The organism is Ferruginibacter sp. (assembly GCF_028288465.1).
In the GTDB taxonomy this organism is placed as follows: Bacteria; Bacteroidota; Bacteroidia; order Chitinophagales; family Chitinophagaceae; genus Ferruginibacter.
On record NZ_JAQBNR010000015.1, the window covers coordinates 209,061 to 228,124 of the forward strand.

The 19,064-nt window shown below is 41.8% G+C and carries 16 protein-coding genes; 10 read left to right on the forward strand and 6 right to left on the reverse strand.

Annotated elements, in window-relative coordinates; all coding sequences use genetic code 11:
• Positions 1 to 221: 221 nt before the first annotated feature.
• From JWR61_RS05965 to JWR61_RS05975, 3 genes are all read left to right on the forward strand, one after another.
• Positions 222 to 1,025 carry a murein L,D-transpeptidase catalytic domain family protein gene (locus JWR61_RS05965; RefSeq protein WP_301926923.1) on the forward strand — a complete coding sequence of 268 codons (804 nt, stop codon included), beginning with the start codon at positions 222 to 224 and terminating at the stop codon, positions 1,023 to 1,025.
• Between the two features lie 111 nt (positions 1,026 to 1,136).
• Positions 1,137 to 2,021, forward strand: coding sequence for a 4-hydroxy-tetrahydrodipicolinate synthase (gene dapA / locus JWR61_RS05970; protein ID WP_301926924.1), 885 nt, complete (start codon positions 1,137 to 1,139; stop codon positions 2,019 to 2,021).
• A 27-nt stretch (positions 2,022 to 2,048) separates the two neighbouring features.
• Positions 2,049 to 3,224 (forward strand): alpha/beta hydrolase, encoded by a 1,176-nt coding sequence (locus tag JWR61_RS05975; RefSeq protein ID WP_301926925.1) that lies wholly within the window; start codon positions 2,049 to 2,051, stop codon positions 3,222 to 3,224.
• Positions 3,225 to 3,353: 129 nt separating this feature from the next.
• On the opposite strand, the gene JWR61_RS05980 is transcribed toward JWR61_RS05975, so the two are convergent.
• Both JWR61_RS05980 and JWR61_RS05985 read right to left on the reverse strand, forming a co-directional pair.
• Complete coding sequence (locus JWR61_RS05980; protein WP_301926926.1) at positions 3,354 to 4,256, reverse strand: ribonuclease Z; 903 nt, start codon at positions 4,254 to 4,256, stop codon at positions 3,354 to 3,356.
• A 79-nt stretch (positions 4,257 to 4,335) separates the two neighbouring features.
• Complete coding sequence (locus tag JWR61_RS05985; protein ID WP_301926927.1) at positions 4,336 to 4,710, reverse strand: STAS domain-containing protein; 375 nt, start codon at positions 4,708 to 4,710, stop codon at positions 4,336 to 4,338.
• A gap of 256 nt (positions 4,711 to 4,966) precedes the next feature.
• On the opposite strand from JWR61_RS05985, the gene JWR61_RS05990 reads away from it, so the two are divergent.
• From JWR61_RS05990 to JWR61_RS06000, 3 genes are all read left to right on the forward strand, one after another.
• Positions 4,967 to 7,519 carry an ATP-dependent Clp protease ATP-binding subunit gene (locus JWR61_RS05990; RefSeq protein WP_301926928.1) on the forward strand — a complete coding sequence of 851 codons (2,553 nt, stop codon included), beginning with the start codon at positions 4,967 to 4,969 and terminating at the stop codon, positions 7,517 to 7,519.
• 139 nt (positions 7,520 to 7,658) lie between these two features.
• Positions 7,659 to 8,339: a (d)CMP kinase gene (gene cmk, locus JWR61_RS05995; protein WP_290336712.1), complete on the forward strand. Its 681-nt coding sequence runs from the start codon at positions 7,659 to 7,661 to the stop codon at positions 8,337 to 8,339.
• Between the two features lie 216 nt (positions 8,340 to 8,555).
• Positions 8,556 to 11,639 (forward strand): PVC-type heme-binding CxxCH protein, encoded by a 3,084-nt coding sequence (locus JWR61_RS06000; RefSeq protein WP_301926929.1) that lies wholly within the window; start codon positions 8,556 to 8,558, stop codon positions 11,637 to 11,639.
• Between the two features lie 16 nt (positions 11,640 to 11,655).
• On the opposite strand, the gene JWR61_RS06005 is transcribed toward JWR61_RS06000, so the two are convergent.
• Together JWR61_RS06005 and JWR61_RS06010 are read right to left on the reverse strand one after the other, a co-directional pair.
• A complete protein-coding gene (locus tag JWR61_RS06005; protein WP_301926930.1) occupies positions 11,656 to 12,114 on the reverse strand; it encodes a DUF1810 domain-containing protein in 459 nt (152 codons plus the stop codon).
• 43 nt (positions 12,115 to 12,157) lie between these two features.
• Complete coding sequence (locus tag JWR61_RS06010) at positions 12,158 to 12,592, reverse strand: DUF6526 family protein (RefSeq protein ID WP_301926931.1); 435 nt, start codon at positions 12,590 to 12,592, stop codon at positions 12,158 to 12,160.
• Between the two features lie 480 nt (positions 12,593 to 13,072).
• On the opposite strand from JWR61_RS06010, the gene JWR61_RS06015 reads away from it, so the two are divergent.
• Positions 13,073 to 13,267 carry a hypothetical protein gene (locus JWR61_RS06015; protein ID WP_301926932.1) on the forward strand — a complete coding sequence of 65 codons (195 nt, stop codon included), beginning with the start codon at positions 13,073 to 13,075 and terminating at the stop codon, positions 13,265 to 13,267.
• Positions 13,268 to 13,457: 190 nt separating this feature from the next.
• Here the strand turns inward: JWR61_RS06015 and JWR61_RS06020 are convergent, their stop codons facing one another.
• The gene (locus JWR61_RS06020; protein WP_301926933.1) at positions 13,458 to 13,985 is read right to left on the reverse strand and encodes a sensor histidine kinase KdpD; all 528 of its coding nucleotides are present in this window, start codon (positions 13,983 to 13,985) and stop codon (positions 13,458 to 13,460) included.
• Positions 13,986 to 14,002: 17 nt separating this feature from the next.
• Positions 14,003 to 14,704: a GAF domain-containing protein gene (locus tag JWR61_RS06025; protein WP_301926934.1), complete on the reverse strand. Its 702-nt coding sequence runs from the start codon at positions 14,702 to 14,704 to the stop codon at positions 14,003 to 14,005.
• A 284-nt stretch (positions 14,705 to 14,988) separates the two neighbouring features.
• Between JWR61_RS06025 and JWR61_RS06030 the strand changes: the two genes are divergently transcribed.
• Genes JWR61_RS06030 through JWR61_RS06040 form a run of 3 tightly spaced genes read left to right on the forward strand, consistent with a single transcriptional unit; the run spans position 14,989 to position 19,033 of the window.
• Positions 14,989 to 17,616, forward strand: coding sequence for a GH116 family glycosyl hydrolase (locus JWR61_RS06030; protein ID WP_301926935.1), 2,628 nt, complete (start codon positions 14,989 to 14,991; stop codon positions 17,614 to 17,616).
• Entirely contained in the window at positions 17,616 to 17,978 is a 363-nt protein-coding gene (locus JWR61_RS06035) for a peptidylprolyl isomerase (RefSeq protein ID WP_301926936.1), read from the forward strand. The genes JWR61_RS06030 and JWR61_RS06035 overlap by 1 nt, the downstream gene beginning before the upstream one ends.
• Positions 17,975 to 19,033, forward strand: a complete 1,059-nt coding sequence (locus JWR61_RS06040) for a GTP-binding protein (RefSeq protein ID WP_301926937.1) — start codon at positions 17,975 to 17,977, stop codon at positions 19,031 to 19,033. The genes JWR61_RS06035 and JWR61_RS06040 overlap by 4 nt, the downstream gene beginning before the upstream one ends.
• Positions 19,034 to 19,064: the final 31 nt, after the last annotated feature.

Genomic DNA, 19,064 nt, shown 5'->3' on the forward strand with positions numbered 1-19,064 from the left:
TTTCTCCGTACCTCTACCTGCAAAAAGATTTTAGTTAAACCAAGTTTTCTAAAATATTCTAATAGTTTGGTTATCAACTTTCTATGTCGGGATACAATTAAGCTTTACTTTTTTGAATATGTTAAATCCAATATATAAAACCTAGTTTTTTAACAAAAATGAAAGGTTGTAAGCACGATATTTGCAAACCCCTTTACGAATTTTTAAATCCAGTTACGATTATGAAAAGATTTGCTTTTAAAAAAGTATACTTATTCTTCTCCTCACTGTTCATCTTCATTTTGCATATGCCTTTTGTATTTGCAAAAACAAAAACAGCCGTTGGTTTTTTTGACAACAATGCCTCAGTACATCCTATTGTGGCCAAAGATTCTCCCCTGGTAAACAACATTAATGTACCAGCGGAAGAAATGAATTTGTATGATAGTTTACGTCTTGGATCGCTGGGACTGGCACGCCAGGCATTTGATTATGCCATGAAAGGTTTTAGCGTGATGAAAGCAGTGGGAGAGATTAGTAATGACCATATTATTTCTATAATTGACTTTAGTAAACCTTCTTCTGAAAAGAGATTGTTCGTAATAGATCTTGCAAACTATAAATTGCTGTTCAATACTTATGTAGCGCATGGCATGCAGTCAGGCAAAGAGTTCGCAAAACAGTTTTCCAACAGACCGGAAAGCAATAAAAGCAGTCTTGGATTTTATGAAACCCAAGGCACTTATATTGGCGGAAACGGCTATTCATTAAAATTAAATGGCATGGAAAAAGGCATCAACGATAATGCCAACAGAAGAGCCATTGTAATTCACGGCGCCGAATATGTAGATGAAAGTTTTATCCATTCGCAGGGGTATCTTGGCCGCAGCTGGGGTTGCCCGGCTTTGCCACAACGGCTGCACAAAGCCATAATAGATGTGATAAAAAACGGTACTTGTTTATTCATCTTTAGTCCCGATCAGAATTACCTGAGTCACTCCCGTATTTTAAACCGTCCGCAAGGCCCGATGATGGCGTATAAATAAAGCAAATTCAAAATTATATTTACCATAGAAAATCCCCTGCTGATAGCGGGGGATTTTTGTTTTTTACAATTTCACTGCATAATAATACCTTCACCAAAAATTATTGTAGTAATGAACATCAGGGAGCAGTTAAAAGGAACGGGCGCAGCGATTGTAACGCCGTTTAATCAGGATGAAACAGTGGATTTTGCAGCACTGGAAAAGTTGATCAATTTTATCATCGGAAATGGAGTGGAGTATATTGTTACTTTAGGCACCACCGGTGAAACACCCACACTGGATAAACAGGAGAAGCTGGATATTATCAATTTTACATTTGAAAAGATAAATGGCCGGGTACCGGTTGTGGTGGGTATTGGGGGCAATAATACCAGGGAAGTGGTTGAGCAGGTCCAGAGCTACCCGCTTGATAAAGCAGTTGCGGTTTTGAGCGCCTGTCCTTATTATAACAAACCCTCGCAGGAAGGTATTTTTCAGCATTATAAAGCAATTGCAGAAGCGTCGCCCAAACCCATCATATTGTACAATGTGCCGGGCAGAACGGGCCGTAACATGGAAGCCTCCACCACACTGCGTTTGGCGCATGAAGTGGCCAATGTAGCTGGTATTAAGGAGGCCGGTAACAATATAAGTCAGTGCATCCAGATTTTGAAAGACAGACCCGCCGATTTTCTGGTAGTAAGTGGTGATGATGACCTGGTATTGCCTGAACTGGCGTGTGGAATAGATGGTGTGATCAGTGTTGCCGCCAATTGTTATCCAAAACAATTTTCTGATATGGTAAGGGCCGGACTGGCTTCAGATTTTGCCGCTGCCAAAAAACTAAATGATCCTTTGCTGGAAGTGTACAATCTATTGTTTACAGAAAACAATCCTGCCGGCGTAAAAGGGTTTCTGTTCGAAATGGGCTATATAAAAAATGTGGTAAGGTTACCGGTAACTCCATTGAGTGAAGGCATTCAGCAAAAGGTGAAAGCTTATTGTGCCCGCGGATAACTTATCTGACAAATCAATTCTTGATTTATGCCCAATAACCACAAGCGGTTGTACCTTTTTTTGTGTGCCTGGTTATGTGCAGTTACAGTTGCATTTGCGCAGTATACAGTCACCCTTCGTATAGTGCAGCAGCCTGCGTTACATGCGGAGGATACCATTTTTGCAGCTGGCAATTTTAATAACTGGCAACCTGCTGATGGCAGGTTTTATTTTGTAAAACAACATGGTTATTTATCCCTTCAAATAAAAAATGTTCCGGCCACGGTTGTTGAATTTAAATGTACCCGTGGCGATTGGGGAAAAACAGAAAGCGCTTTAGCCGGAGCTGACATTGGCAATCACGTAATCAGCATAACCGGCGATACAACCATTGATATTTCCATCGCTGCATGGAAAGATGATTTTGCACCTGTTGTTAAACAACGTACTGTATCTCCAAATGTGCACATTTTGGATACTGCTTTTGCAGTCCCGCAGCTAAATAGCAAACGAAGGATATGGATTTATTTGCCTCCGGGGTACCATGCCGGTAACGAAAAATATCCGGTGATGTACCTCCAGGATGGGCAGAACCTGTTTGATGCATCCACTGCGGCTTTTGGTGAATGGGGTGTAGACGAAATACTGGACAGCATGGTAAAAAAAGGCGCACCGTCCTGTATTGTGGTAGGTATAGATAATGGCGCGGAAAGGATGCAGGAATACAATCCATTTGACAATGAAAAATTCGGGAAGGGGAAAGGTAAAGCGTATGTTGATTTTTTGGTACAAACGTTAAAGCCCTTTATTGACGGACATTACAGAACCTTGCGATCAAAAAATAGAACGATTATTGGCGGCAGTTCCATGGGGGGATTAATTTCCTTTTACGCACTGTTAAAGTACCCGGATATTTTTGGCAGGGGTGGCATTTTTTCGCCGGCATTCTGGACGGCGGATGGTATAAAAAAGTTGACTGATTCAGCAGGCAACAAATTAACCGGAAAGCTATTTTTTTACATGGGTGAACTTGAAGGTGGTACTTATGTCAATGACATGGAAGAAGTGGTTGAAACCGTGGCTAAAAAATCAGATGCCATGATTTATAAAGTAATTGACCCCGAAGGGCAACACAACGAACAAGCCTGGCATAAATGGTTTGCCGATTTTTACAGGTGGATTATGGAAGATGGATTTAATAATGCAATCAGGCTGGATAAATAATCCGATTTCATCCTTGAAAAATGTAAGCTTTTTTTAAAAAAACTGATTGTACATTAAAGTTGCAAAAGTATAAGAGGGCGATGCAACGATGCTCCACAAAGATTACTGGCCCGGACCAATTGTTTGCTTTTAAATACGGTAACTAACGCCCTGCAAAGCCAGTTCAGTATTTTCAAATACGGCAGTCGCTTCGGTTAAAAATTCATCCAGCACTTCATACTTCGAGGAAAAATGGCCAATGAGTAATTTCTTTACCTGCCCTTTGTACGCAATGCCGGCTGCCTGTATGGTGGTACTGTGAAAGCGCTCGGCAGCCCTGCTGTGCAAAGCTTTCAGGTAGGTGGCTTCATGATATAGCATATCAACCAACTTCACTTTGTCAACCAGGGATTCATCATAAATGGTATCCGCACAGTAAGCGTACTTTTTTGGTTTGGGGCCGGGTACAGTAACTTCCTCATTCGGAATAATAGTGCCTTTTTTTGTTACGTAGTCTTCTCCTTTCTGCAATTTGTCGTAAAAAGAAACGGGTATTTCATAGGCCTTAATTCTTACGCGATCGATTTTTCGCGGGTTTTTCTTTTCAGTAAACAAAAATCCCCAACATTCGATACGATGTTTTACAGCAAAACTTTCCACGGTAATCTTACTGTCGTCAACAATGATTTCATTGGCAGTAATGGGGTGAAAATACAAGCGATAAGAAAGTTGAACGGAGGCAACAGACAATTGCAACTGAATGATTTGTTCCAGGGCCGCAGGTGCATGTAAATGAAGATCCTGCGTACGGCTGAGTAAACTCATGCTGGTCAACAATCCGATCAGGCCAAAATAATGATCGCCATGTAAATGAGAAATGAAAATGTGGTTGATCCTGCTTCTGCGGATTTTATATTTGGACATTTGGGTTTGCGTGCCCTCGCCGCAATCAATCAGGTAGCACTCTTCCAGCGACTGCAGAATCTGCGCAGTGGGGTTTCTGTCCCATGCAGGAATAGCGGAATTGTTACCTAAAATTGTGATTGCCAACATTTAAAAAGGGTTAAAATTTATTGTAAAAAAATAAATTTAATATATCGCTGGCACATTAAAAAATTATCCGTCGAAAGGCCTATTCATCTCCCATTAATTCCCGCTCTATTTCTTCCATTTGCACAATGTCCCACGCTTCGCTTTCTGTTGGTGTTACATTCATTACCTCCAGCAGTTCTGCCTTATCAAGTAAAGCTTCAACGGATGGCTGAAGAGCGCAGATAACAAAGGAGCAGTTATGCTCGTAAAACTGTTGCTGGCAGTTTGCAAGTAATTCTCCGCTTGCTTCGTCTATCTCTGTTATCCGTTGCATGTTAAGCACCAGGTGTGGGATATCCTTTTGTTGATAGTGAAGCAACATTTCCACTAATTCTCCTGTCAATATAGCAGTCAATCTCACCTCTTCAGGCGTAATAACAGTAAATTTCTCTTTGGTATCTATTTTGACATTCATTAAATAAGATTCAGTTTTTGACGTTAGGTATTTGTAAAGTAAAGGAAAATTTTGAAGTAAAATTTCAGGAAACGAGTTTGATTCTTGTGACGCTATTTCGATAGCTGGTAAAATTCTGCAAAACGGATGATATCCGTACCGCCGCAGGTCCTGCACAAAGCATTTTTTAATTTTTTAACATATTAACATTTCACCTTTTCAGCAAACTTTATCTAACAAATAATCGTTATTATTGTACAAGCTAAATTCAATACGGATGGACAACAATTTTTCAGCACAAGTAAAGGAAATTATTTCTTATAGCAGGGAAGAAGCACTGCGCCTGGGAAATGATTTTATAGGCACCGAACATTTAGTGTTAGGATTGATAAGGGATGGTGAAAATACCGCCATCAAAATCCTCAAATCACTGAATGTAGATCTGTACGAATTGCGTAAAGAGATAGAGGTTGCTGTGAAGGATAAGACAGGAAAAAACATTGCTAACATTAATTCACTTCCGCTTACAAAACAGGCGGAGAAAGTCATTCGTATCACTGTACTGGAAGCCAAAGCACATAAAAGTGTGATGGTGGAGAGTGAGCACCTGATGCTGTCTATTTTGAAAAATAAAGAAAACATTGCTACGCAGATTTTAAATCAGTTTGATGTGGATTATGACATTTTTAAAAACGAGTTGGGCTTTGTAACCAGCAACCCCCCATCAGCAGAATTCAGTGATGAAAATGAGGATGACTTTGATGAGGAAAAGAAACAATACAGCCAGCAGCAAAAAGCACAACGTGGCGGTGCTGCTAACCAGCCCAAAACAAAGACACCCGTACTGGATAATTTCGGCCGTGACATTACCCGTTTAGCGGAAAGCGGTTCATTAGATCCCATCGTTGGCAGGGAAACAGAAATTGAAAGAGTGTCACAAATTCTTAGCCGCCGTAAAAAGAATAATCCCATTTTAATCGGAGAACCTGGTGTGGGTAAAACAGCTATTGTGGAAGGCCTTGCCTTGCGCATTGTGCAAAGAAAAGTAAGCCGGGTATTGTTTGATAAAAGAGTAGTATCACTTGACCTGGCAGCACTGGTTGCAGGTACAAAATATCGTGGCCAGTTCGAAGAAAGGATGAAGGCCATCATGAATGAGCTGGAAAAAAACAGGGATGTGATTTTGTTTATTGATGAAATTCATACCATTGTTGGTGCCGGGGGTGCCAGCGGTTCACTGGATGCTTCCAACATATTTAAACCAGCCCTCGCAAGAGGTGAGTTACAATGTATAGGTGCTTCTACGTTGGATGAATACCGCATGCACATTGAAAAAGATGGTGCACTGGATCGTCGTTTTCAAAAGGTAATTGTTGAACAACCTTCAGTTGAAGAAACAATTGAAATTTTAACCAACATCAAAAGCAAATACGAAGATTATCACAACGTTTTATATAGTGCAGAAGCGGTAGATGCCTGCGTTAAGCTGAGCGAACGGTACATGACCGACCGGTTATTACCCGACAAAGCAATAGACGTAATGGATGAAGTAGGTGCAAGAAAGCACATTAAAAACATCAACGTTCCGCAGGAAGTAATTGAACTGGAAAAGAAAATTGAAGACATTAAGCTGGAAAAAAACAAGGTGGTAAAAAGCCAGCGTTTTGAAGAAGCTGCTTCTTTAAGAGATACGGAAAAAAGATTACAGGAAGAATTGGAAAAAGCAAAGAATGATTGGGAAGAAGAAAGTAAACACAAGCGTTTCCCGATTGAAGAAGAAGACATAGCGGAAGTGATAAGCATGATGACCGGCATACCTGTAAAGAGGATGGTGCAGGCAGAAACTGAAAAATTACGTCGCATGGCCGAAGACCTGAAAGGCGCTGTTGTTGGACAGGAAGATGGAATTCAAAAAGTGGTAAAAGCCATCCAGCGCAACAGGGTGGGATTGAAAGATCCGAAGAAACCAATCGGTACATTTATTTTCCTTGGCCCTACGGGGGTGGGTAAAACTGAGTTGGCAAGGTCACTGGCGAGATACATGTTTGACAATGACGATTCTTTAATCAGGATCGACATGAGTGAATACATGGAAAAATTCAGTGTAAGCCGTTTGATTGGTGCACCTCCCGGATATGTTGGTTATGAAGAAGGTGGTCAGTTAACGGAAAGAGTCAGACGTAAACCATACAGCGTTATCTTGCTGGATGAAATTGAAAAAGCGCATCCGGATATTTACAATATTTTATTGCAGGTATTGGATGATGGGCAGTTGACAGATGGTTTGGGAAGAAAGATTGACTTTAAGAATACGCTGATCATTATGACTTCGAATATTGGTGCACGCCAGTTAAAAGATTTTGGGGAAGGTGTAGGTTTTGCTACTGCAGCAAGGGTTTTAAATGCGGATGAAAATAACAAATCAGTTATAGAAAAAGCATTGAAACGTACATTTAGCCCTGAGTTTTTAAACAGGATTGATGATGTGGTAATATTCAATTCTCTCACCAAGGAAAACATCTTCGAGATCATTGATATCCTGATGAAGGGTGTAATGAAAAGGCTGGTAAATCTTGGTTTTTCTATGGAATTAACATCGAGAGCAAAAGATTTTATTGCAGAGAAGGGATACGACTCTCAGTTTGGCGCAAGGCCTCTGCACAGGGCCATCCAGAAATACCTGGAAGATCCTTTAGCAGAAGAAATTTTAAATATGGCAGTGAAGGAAGGCGATACATTGATTGCTGACCTGGACGAAGCCAAAGAAAAAATTCTCTTTACTTTAAAGCCTGCAGAGAGCAGCAGCATCGAGGCTAAATCAGAAGCTTAATTTTTTGAAAACATAAACGTAAAGCCATCCGGAAGGATGGCTTTTTTGTTAGCCTGATCTTTTTTATTACACCAGTCGCTATCTTTCAAAATGCAATTTTTCTTTTGAAGGATCGGTTTTTTGACTGACTTTTGCAGCAATGAAAAAGATTGTGATAACCATAGACGGCTGGTCATCCTGCGGAAAAAGTACGCTGGCAAAACAAATGGCAAAAGAGTTGGGCTATGTGTATATTGACAGTGGTGCAATGTACCGTGCCATCACCTTGTATTTTTTGCGTCATCACATTGACTGGACAGATACAGCTGAAGTAAAAGATGCGTTGAAAAATATTTCACTGGAGTTTCAGCCTAATGAAAAATCAGGTCAGTCAGAAATATTTTTGAATGGAGAGAATGTGGAATACCTGATTCGGGATTTGGTGATTGCAGAAAAGGTAAGTGAAGTGGCAGCGATAAAAGAAGTACGTTCATTTGCCGTGGCAGAGCAACAAAAAATGGGTAAAAAGAAAGGCATTGTAATGGATGGAAGAGACATCGGTACAACTGTATTTCCGGACGCCGCATTAAAGATTTTTATGACTGCGGATATTGCCGTACGTGTTGAACGAAGGTTTAAAGAGATGTATGAAAAAAATCCCAACATCACCATTGAAGAAGTAAAGAACAATCTTGAAATGCGTGACTACATTGATTCCAACAGGGAAGTAAGTCCTTTGAGAAAAGCAGATGATGCCGTGATTATAGATAATACCAACATTAGTATGGAGCAGCAATTAAAACATGCGCTTGATTTATTGAAAAAGATAAAACACCAGTAAAATAAATTTTAATAAAATAAAAAAACTGCTGAGTCCGTTTGGGTTCGGCAGTTTTTTTTGAAAGTCAGGATAAACAAAACCTATTATGGTTTCTAAAATGCTTTTATGAAATTGCCAGGTTGAATTTCACAAAATGTTTTGTCTTTTTAACATTTAATGCCGTGCATTTCTTAGATTACACAACAATTGCATCACTCCATTAAAGCCATTTGAACAATGAAACAAAGCGACCTGCGCCATAGTACTTATTTTCTTTTTTTATCCATACTTATAATTGCCTTTAGCTCCTGCAATAACAACAGCCCTGAAACTGCAGTAAAGCCAGCTGCTAAAGCAGACACGGCCGGACTTACAGAAGAACAAAAACATTTGCCTGAAAATGCGCTGAAAGGACTCACCATTGCAGATGGTTTGGAAGTGCATGCTTTTGCAACCGAGCCCATGTTAAAAAACCCAACCAATATTGACGTCGATGAAAAGGGCAGGGTATGGGTTTGCGAAGCGTATAATTACCGTCCGGCAATCAATGGCAATCCGACAAATCCATTAGGCGACCGCATCATGATTTTGCAGGACAACGATGGTGATGGCAAAGCAGACACAGCGAAGATATTTTACCAGGATCCATCCCTGAATGCGCCGCTGGGTATTTGCGTATTGGGCAATAAAGTAATAGTTTCTCAAAGTCCCTATGTGTGGGTATTGTATGATGACAACGGCGATGATAAAGCCGACAGAAAAGAAGTGTTGTTCAAAGGTATTGGCGGCGAACAGCACGATCATGGCGTGCATGCTTTTACATTTGGACCGGATGGAAAATTATATTTTAATATGGGCAATGAGGGGCATACTTTAAAAGATAAAAATGGTAAGGATGTTATGGACCAGGATGGCGATGTAATCGGCCCGAAAAAATACAAACAGGGCATGGTGTTCCGATGCGATATGGATGGTTCTCATGTAGAATGTTTAGGTAACAATTTTCGCAATCCCTATGAGGTTGCTGTTGACAGCTATGGCACTTTATGGCAGAGCGACAATGATGATGATGGCAACCGCGGCACACGCATTAATTATGTGATGCAGCATGGTAACTATGGCTATACTGATGAGATGACGGGTGCCGGCTGGCAGTCAAGTCGTACTAACATGGAAGACTCCATTCCGCTAAAACACTGGCATCTCAACGATCCGGGTGAAGTGCCCAACCTGTTGCAAACTTTTGCCGGTTCCCCAACCGGAATGGTTATTTATGAAGGTGCACTATTGCCTGCGCAGTTTCAAAACCAAATGATACATACCGATGCAGGTCCGAATGTAGTAAGATCTTATCCCGTTAAAATAAGTGGTGCAGGCTATACAGCAGAAATTGTAAATGTACTGAAGGGCGATAAAGATCAGTGGTTTCGACCGGCAGATTTAACTGTGGCACCCGATGGCTCACTGATTGTTGCTGACTGGTATGACCCTGGCGTGGGCGGCCATGCCGCAGGTGATCAGACAAGAGGAAGAATATACAGAGTCGCTCCGCCTGCATCAAAATACATCATCCCACAACAAGATTACAGTACAGTTGCCGGTGCAGTGAAAGCGTTACAAAATCCTAATTTATCAGTAAGGTATCATGCCTTTACAACGCTGCAGCAAATGGGCAAATCCGCCATTCCGGAATTAGAAAAACTATGGACGTCTGAAGAAAATCAGCGGATGCGGGCAAGAGCTTTCTGGCTATTGGTAAAGATGCCAGGCGAGGGAGAGAAGTATATTCAGCAGGCTGTAACATCCGCCAATCCTGACCTGCGTATTGCTGCCATCCGGGCAACCATTGAAATTAAAGCGGATATTATCGGCGTTGTGCGTTCTTTGGTAAATGATACCAGCGCTGCGGTGAGAAGAGAATGTGCATTGGCTTTGCGCCATGTTAAACTTCCGGAGGCCGACCAGTTTTGGGCTGCACTTGCTGAAAAGTATGATGGCAAAGACAGATGGTATCTTGAAGCATTGGGCATTGGTGCAGACAGGCAATGGGATGGCTTCTTTACCGCCTGGCTTGCTAAAGTAAAAGATCCGTTGCAGAGCGAGGCAAGCCGGGATATTGTTTGGCGTGCACGCACGGAAAAAGCAGTGCCTTATATTGCTACGCTTGCTGCTGATAAAACCAAGCCACTGAACAGCAGGTTAAGATATTTTCGTGCTTTTGATTTTAACCCCGGTACCGCAAAATCAGCTTTGCTGCTTGCCATGATTAAAGATAACAATGAGCACGACATGGCGCTGGATAAATTGGTATTGCATGCGCTTGACATCAAAACTGTCATGCAATCAACCATTGCCAAACAAGCACTTGACAGCGTATTACAATCTATCAATGGAACACCTGAATATATTGAACTGGTGAGCCGGTATGCCGTTAAATCTCAAAACAATAATTTACTTAAGTTGGCCATTGATAAATCAGGTGAGGGTGTTGGGAGAAACGCTGCAGGACTCCTGATTAAACTGGGAGGCAGCCCCCTGATATGGAAAGTGATCAACGGCAGCGATACAGTTCAGCAAAATAGTTTATTGTTTTCACTGGCAGACGTGGGTAGCAAAGAATCAATCGATATGCTTCAAACAATTGCCTTATCTAAAACATATCCTTTAGCTTTAAGACAGCAGGCTGCCCATAAAATTGGCAACAGTGGCAGTGGTGAAGACCGGGTACTGGCTATCTTAAAAGCAAAGAAAGTACCGGCTGAATTAATACCGGATGTGGTAGCCAGTGTGAGCGGCGCATGGCGTGGAGCCGTGCGTACGGAAGCAGCTACTTACCTGCCTGATAATGGTAAAAGCGTTACCAGTAAACCTGCACCAACCCTGCAGCAGCTGACTGCATTAAAAGCAAATGCAGACGATGGCAAAAAAATATTTACTGCCACCTGCAATGTATGTCACCAGGTAAACAATGTGGGTTACGATTTTGGTCCTAAGCTAAGTGAGATTGGCTCAAAGCTTCCGAAAGAGGGCTTGCTGGAAGCCATTGTGCATCCATCTGCAGGCATTGGATTTGGATATGAAGGCTGGGAGCTGAAAATGAAAGATGGCTCTACCTTATCCGGGATCATTGCCAGCAAAACTGAAACAGATATCGACATCAAATTCCCGGGGGGCGGTCACCAGCAGTTAAAAACAAGCGATGTAAAAACCAGGACTCAAATGAAGCAGTCGATGATGACAGAAGGTTTATATAATAACATGTCGGCGCAGGATATGGCCAACCTGCTTCAATATTTATCACAATTAAAAAAGAAAGCATAAAAACGATTAGAAGCCGTCAATCCTTCATACGCTGTACAATGTCAACAGTAAGTTGATCTTTTTGGCCGTTAAAATAAATGCCTAATACCTGGTCAAATACATCTGGTGCATTTGGTAACAAAGAGAATAAGGTCATACAGGATCGCAGTTTGTCATCATCCGGGGTGCTGAAAATAGAGTACGCAGTTTTATTTTTTATCGCAGAAAGAATTGTGCTGCATTCTATCAGTCTTTTACCAAGTACAGGATGGGTGAGGTAAGCAGCGGCTTCATCCAAACTTTTTATTGAGTAAAATACGGAGGTTTCACTGCTTCCCAAGCCTGCAACCTGCGGAAAGATAAACCACATCCAATGGGAGACTTTTTTAGCCTCCTTCAATTCCTTCAACACAGTGGTATAGACAGGAGCCTGTGCTTTTATAAAACGACTCAACACAAATTTATCTGCGTGCTTAAAATGGTTTTTATCTTCCATAGTTATAAATAGTCAGGTACGGAACAGAGTATAGGTGCCAGGATTATACCCGCATAGTATCAGCCTGCCAGTTTTTAACCGCTTTTTTTATTTCATCTCCGCTGAGCTTTTCTTTAAGGGCACGATCCAGTAAAACAGTAAATTCATCGTCAGCTGCAAAACGTAATGCAGCCATCTGGCTGAAGCTAAGTTGGCCTTCTACCTTCTTCGAACTTTCACCAAATAATTCCAGGTAACGCAGCCGGAACTCCAGCCGAACAATCCTGTTTTGATTGCCCAATGCATAATGCTGGCGCAGCATAATCGCTAAATAAAAAATGCAAAAAGAAAGGATACTGAAGAGTGTCCATTCCAGTTGATGTACCGCATCCTTAAAAGACTGGCGAATGCCGAGAATGATAAATGCCAGCATCATCGGTAAAAAAATAAAATGATGCGGTATATAATATTTCTTGTGATTGCTGTATTGCTGTTTCATAAATAAATAGCGTCTTTGTTATTAACTGCTTCAACCGAAATTAACATTTTTTGTACCGTTAGCAACCGGGCATTTTGCGGTTAACTACAATTATCTCTTGTATGTTGAAAGATTCTATGCAAAATCACTGTCATTATCCTTTCTCTTTCCTCTCAACAAATTTTCTGCTACCTGGTAAGTAATGCTGCTGAAATTGTTGCATGTTTTAAAGCGGGTGCTGTAATCACTCATCCATCAATCAGCCGTTATTACGCAGGATTAAAATCGTTTTAAATATTGAGAATGAATGCGAATGAATTTTCACAAATGAGGAAAATGTGACCAACCACGGCGCATGGACATTGGATGTAAAATATTTTGTTGCAAAGGCGATTATACACAATGGACAACGTTTTCAGGAAATCGCGGGTACTGCCAGGGATGGTTGTGGTATCGTTATTGGGAGCTTCAACAAATAACTTTAAAACTAAAAATTATTTTATGGAGAAAATTTTGAAAACAGGTTTACTGGGTTGCATTCTTGCAATCGGCATGGCAGCGTGCACAAACGGTACAAGTTCCAACACAGGTAACGGTGATACAACAACCGGAACCAATAGTAACAAAATGGATACTTCCATGCACGACACATCAATGAATAAGATGAGTACGGACACCGGTTCAATGCGGCGATAACAAAGTAGTATTAAAATGACAATTTCATCCAACAGGCAAGCGGTTTACTATAATTGTTTGCCTGTTTTTAGTTTGAAGAAGATGGAGTAAAAGCATATGAATTTCTACCCGACAAACTTTCTGCTGGAACTTCCTGATAATTTTTTTTGGAGGATTTAAAAGCGACCAGTAAAAAATCCTGTCTGCTCCATCATTTACTAACAGGCTTTTCTACGGGTATTTGCAGGGTGAAGAAGGTAGTTTCATTTGAAGAAGTTACGGATAAATTACCTCCATGAGCCTTTGCAATTTCGGCGGAAATGTATAAACCGAGTCCCAAACCTTTTTTGCCGGAATGGTCGTTACCGCGGTAGAAAGGTTGAAAAATCTGCCGGACAGTTGCAGCCGGAATTTCATTGCCATAGTTCTCAACGGACAGGATAAAACTTTGTTCATCACTGGTTGCATGTACAATGATGGGGGTATGTTCCCTGCCGTAAGCGATGGCGTTGCTTAAAAGATTAGACACCAACTGGGCAATCCGGTTGCCATCACATTCAACAAAATGATTGAGCTCAAAGTTAGTCTCAATGATGCTGTCCGGATAAACCGTGTGCAGTTCGGAAACAACCTGGCTAAGTATGTCTGCCAGGCGTGCATCTTTTTTGTATTCCAGCGTAATACCAGGCCCAAGGCGGCCCCTTGCGAAATCAAGGATATTGGATACCAGGCCCGACATACGATAAGCACTGTTTTTTACAATGCTGATGGACTTGTTATTTGCTCTTCTGATTTAGATGCTGCCAGTAATTCGGCACTCATCATGATCGCTGAAATAGGGTTGCGCAAATCGTGCCCGAGGATAGCGATAAACTGGTCCCGCACTTCCGCCAGGCGTTGTTCTTCTTTGAGTTTAGCCTCACTGAATGCAAGTTCTTCTATCGCATTTAAATGAAAAGAAATCAGTTCAGCAAACAGGTTAAACATGCCGATGGTTCCCGTGTTGTTCACCTTTGCCGGTGTTTGATCAATGGCGCAAAGGGTGCCGAAAAAAGAGCCATTTCTGCGGATAATAGGTACTGTAATATAACTTTGGAAGCCATACATCAATGGTGTAGCATGGCTGGCGAATTTCTCGTCTTTAGCAACATGATCTATGAGTACTGGCTCACGATGTTGCCTTATTTCATTACAGATGGTTGTCTCCAGAACCAGTTCACCGCCAGGCTCCAGCCCGAACAGTATTTCATCCCGTACGCTGCAGGCTATCCATTTCTCATCTGTCACCCGTGCTATGGCCGCAAAGCCCATTCGTGTTGTGCGACAAATAACTTCCAGTAAAGAGGGTACTATAGCGATGCGCCCCACTGCATCAATATCTTTTTGAATCTCATCGCCGGGATTCGTCGTAACCATTGGATTTTCTTTGGCTGCAAAATACATCAAATAAACTTTCAATATCACTGTTTTTAAAATAGACTGAATAGGATGAAAACTATATCCGCAGAGGATTCTGATGCAGGTATTCTGTAATTTTTTTTTAAACTGAAACTCAATAGAAGTTGTAACACGCTCAATATATGTGTGCGTCTGTATATTATAAGACAGCGTAGTACAGCATAGGTTTGTTCGCCCGTTAAAAGCCATTAAATTACCTGCTCATTCAAATTATATTCGATTAGCGGCATGCTGCAATCAATTTTATTCTTAACTTTTATTTTCAAAAAACGATACTGCTAAATATGAAAGAAAAATCAGGGCGCCGCTCCTTTATAAAAAATGTAAGCATGGGCAGCATCAGTGCTGCTATTTTACCTGCAGGTCTTGTTACTGCCACCAATCCAAAGCCAGAAAATGAACCCGGCGAAAATCAATCACCGCAAAAAAATACCAGGCCGTACAATACAGCCTATCAGGGCGCTAATCTTAACAGGGTGGCGTTTCCTTTGGGCGGCCTCGGCGCAGGTATGTTTTGTATGGAAGGTACAGGTGCTATCTCTCATATGTCCGTTCGCAACAGGCCCGAAATATTTCATACACCAAGCATGTTTGCCGCCATATCAGTTAAGGGATTAAAAAATGGCGCTAAACTCTTAGAAGGCCCGGTGCCTGACTGGAAAAAATTTGGGCAGCGTAGCGCAGGTAACGGATCAGAAGGCGCTACCATCGGGTTGCCCCATTTTCGTCATGCCAGCTTCACAACTCAGTTTCCATTTGGTCATATTGATCTTAGTGACAGCGATATCCCGCTAAAAATAAAATTGACTGGCTGGAGTCCTTTCGTTCCAACTGAAGATGATCAGTCAGGGTTGCCAGTTGCCGCAATGGAATACCAGTTTACAAACACAGGAAAAACCACGGCAGAGGCCGTTTTTTCTTTTAACTCAAAAAATTTTTTAAAGATAGATGAAGGCAGGAATGCGATCCATTCTTTGGAACATGGATTTGTTTTAACAGAAGCTGGCACAACAGAAAAGCCACAACCGTCCAGTTTTGCAATTTTTACAGATGATGCTGCTACAATAGTTGACCATTGCTGGTTCAGGGGCGGCTGGTGGGATCCGTTAACCATGGCCTGGAACACGGTGAAAACAGGCGAGGTGAAATCCGTAGCACCGGTTGAAAAAGATGCGCCGGGAGCTTCTTTGTATGTGCCCTTTTCCATCGCACCGGGCAAAGAAAAAACAATCCGGGTAATGATGGCCTGGTTTACCCCTGACTCTGATTTAACCTTTGGCGATGTGGGTAAACGCAAAGAAAACTGTGATCCGGCTTCGGGTTGCTGTAACTCACCCGCTGATATAGGTTTGGATAAATATGATCATGATTTTGATGGTAAGTTTTATAAGCCCTGGTACAGCAGCCGGTTTAAAAATGTAGAGGAAGTTGCTGCGCACTGGTTAAAGCAGTACGAAACGTTGAAGAAAAATTCATTGCTGTTTACAAAAGCTTTTTATGCAAGCACATTGCCACCGGAAGTGGTAGAAGCGGTGGCAGCTAACCTCACTATTTTAAAATCACCTACCATGATGCGCCAGTATGATGGCCGCTTATGGAACTGGGAGGGCTGTGGCGATGATGGTGGCTGCTGCCATGGAAGCTGCACGCATGTATGGAATTATACGCAGGCTGTAGCCCATCTGTTTCCTGCCCTCGAAAGAAGTTTACGCAACACAGAATTCTGCGAAAGCCAGGACGAAAAAGGCCATCAGAATTTCAGGGCAGTCTTGCCCATCAAGCCTGCTACGCATGAGTTTCATTCGGCTGCCGATGGACAGTTGGGTGGCATTATGAAAGTGTACAGGGAGTGGCGGGTAAGTGGTGATACCGGCTGGCTTAAAAAAATATTTCCCATGGTGCAAAAAAGTATGGATTACTGTATTGCTACGTGGGATCCGAGACACGTGGGTGTTATTGAAGAACCGCACCACAATACCTATGACATAGAATTTTGGGGCCCCGATGGCATGCACACCAGCTTTTATGTGGGCGCCCTGCAGGCCACCATTGAGATGGGTAAATTTTTAGGGAAAGATACCGCAGCTTACCAGCAGTTACACAGCAGCGCCAAAAAAATGATGGAAACCGCTTTGTATGATGGTGAATATTTTATCCAGCAGATAAAAGTAGAGGGATTGAATGCAAAAAATCCAGCCACGGAAAAATCATTTGGCGGCGAATACTCGGCGGAAGCAAGAGAGTTGCTGGATAAGGAAGGTCCTAAATACCAGTATGGCAAAGGTTGTTTGTCTGATGGTATACTGGGTGCCTGGATTGGCCGTATGTGCGGCCTGGAAGACACGATTGACCAGGCAAAAATTGCAAGCCATTTAAAAGCCATTCATAAATACAATTTAAAAGATAATTTAAGTGAACATGCCAATCCGCAACGTCCCGCCTATGCGGCTGGAGAAGAAGGAGGTTTGTTATTGTGTACCTGGCCCAAGGGTGGAAAATTATCTTTGCCCTTCGTATACAGCGATGAAGTATGGACGGGTATCGAACACCAGGTGGCATCGCATTTAATGCTGATGGGCTATGTAAAAGAAGGATTGGAGGTTTTGCGTGCCTCACGTGACCGCTACGACGGCCGTGTAAGAAACCCATTCAATGAATATGAATGCGGGCACTGGTATGCACGGGCCTTATCAAGTTATGGATACCTGCAGGCGCTCACTGGTGTACGGTATGATGGTGTTGATAAGACCCTGTTTGTAGATTCAAAAATTGGCGACTTCACTTCTTTCTTGTCAACCGAAACGGGCTTTGGAACGGTAACATTAAAAGCCGGCAAAGTTTCTGTGAATGTCGTATACGGAAAAATAGACGTCAGCAAAATAATGGTAAGCGGTAAACAAATGCATGCATAATGGAAGCGTCAACAAATTGCGTGGTAACTATCCGCTACATTATGAAAAATGAGCAAGGCGAAGTATTGGAAAATACCATGACGGGTGAACCGGTCGCTTATCTGCACGGCGGTACCGGTATTTTGGAAATACTGCAGCAGCAATTGGAAGGGTTAAAGACGGGCGATAAAAAAACAGTGCATTTACCTGCTAAAGCTGGTTTAACAGAGCGCAGTTTTATTTTTGAAGTAATAGTGGATGATGTGCGTACAGCATCCAGCGAAGAATTGTTATTGGGCTACCCCGTACGGCTGCCAGTTGAAGCCTGTGATGCCGATTGTGACTGTTACAAAGAAGTGCACCAACATAAAAATGTACAATGAAAATTCACTTATTAAGCGGATTTTTAGGAAGTGGAAAAACTACGGCGATCCATGCAGCTGCCAGGACACTGTTGCAGCAAGGCATTCATACAAGTGTTATTACAAACGACCAGGGAATTAAACTCGTGGATGGAGATTTTTTTAAAAGCACCGGCATCCCGGGCCGCCAGGTTACAGGAGGATGCTTCTGCTGTAATTTCGCTGCACTGGACAGCAGCATTCAATCGCTTGTAACCGCAAATAATACAGCCGTAATTTTTGCAGAGTCGGTCGGTTCATGTACCGATATTGTTGCCACGGTTTTAAAGCCTTTACTGCAATTTTATCCTGCAGCGCAGGTAACCATTTCTGCCTTTGCAGATGTACGGCTGTTGCAGCTCATGCTGAATGGAGGAACGAATTTGTTTGATGAAACGGTAAACTATATTTATTTAAAACAGCTGGAAGAAGCGGGCATTATTGTGGTTAATAAAATGGATCTTATTGATCAAACAACACTTGCTGAGATAAAGGTTTTGATGCAACAAAAATATCCGGGTAAAATTATATTGTTTCAGAATTCAATGGTTGAAAATGATATTGTAAAATGGATCGATACAATCAATCACGAAGATTCATCCGGCAGCCTGGCATCGCTGGATATCAACTACGATACCTATGCAGCTGGTGAAGCAAAACTTGGCTGGCTCGACCAGGAACTTGAAATTCACAGCAGTGATAATAGTGCATTGCAGCTGGCTGAAGATCTTGTCAATTTGATTTATAAAAAAATTGTTGAGCAACGATATGTCATTGGTCATTTAAAAATGCTGATCAATGCAACAAATAAAATTAGTTTTACCAATGACCATGATGTTATGGTTGAAATAAAAAAAACACCATCAACATTGGCCACATTACTCATAAACGCAAGGGTACAAACAGATGCTGAAGATATAGTTCAGCTTGTTTCAGCAGCAGTAGACCAAATTGAAAAAAGATCCGGATGTAAAATAGTTGTCTTTAACCAGTCTGCCTTTCAGCCGGGTTATCCAAAACCATTATACAGATTGTAAAATGCTTAATTACTTTTCTTAAAAAATCTTT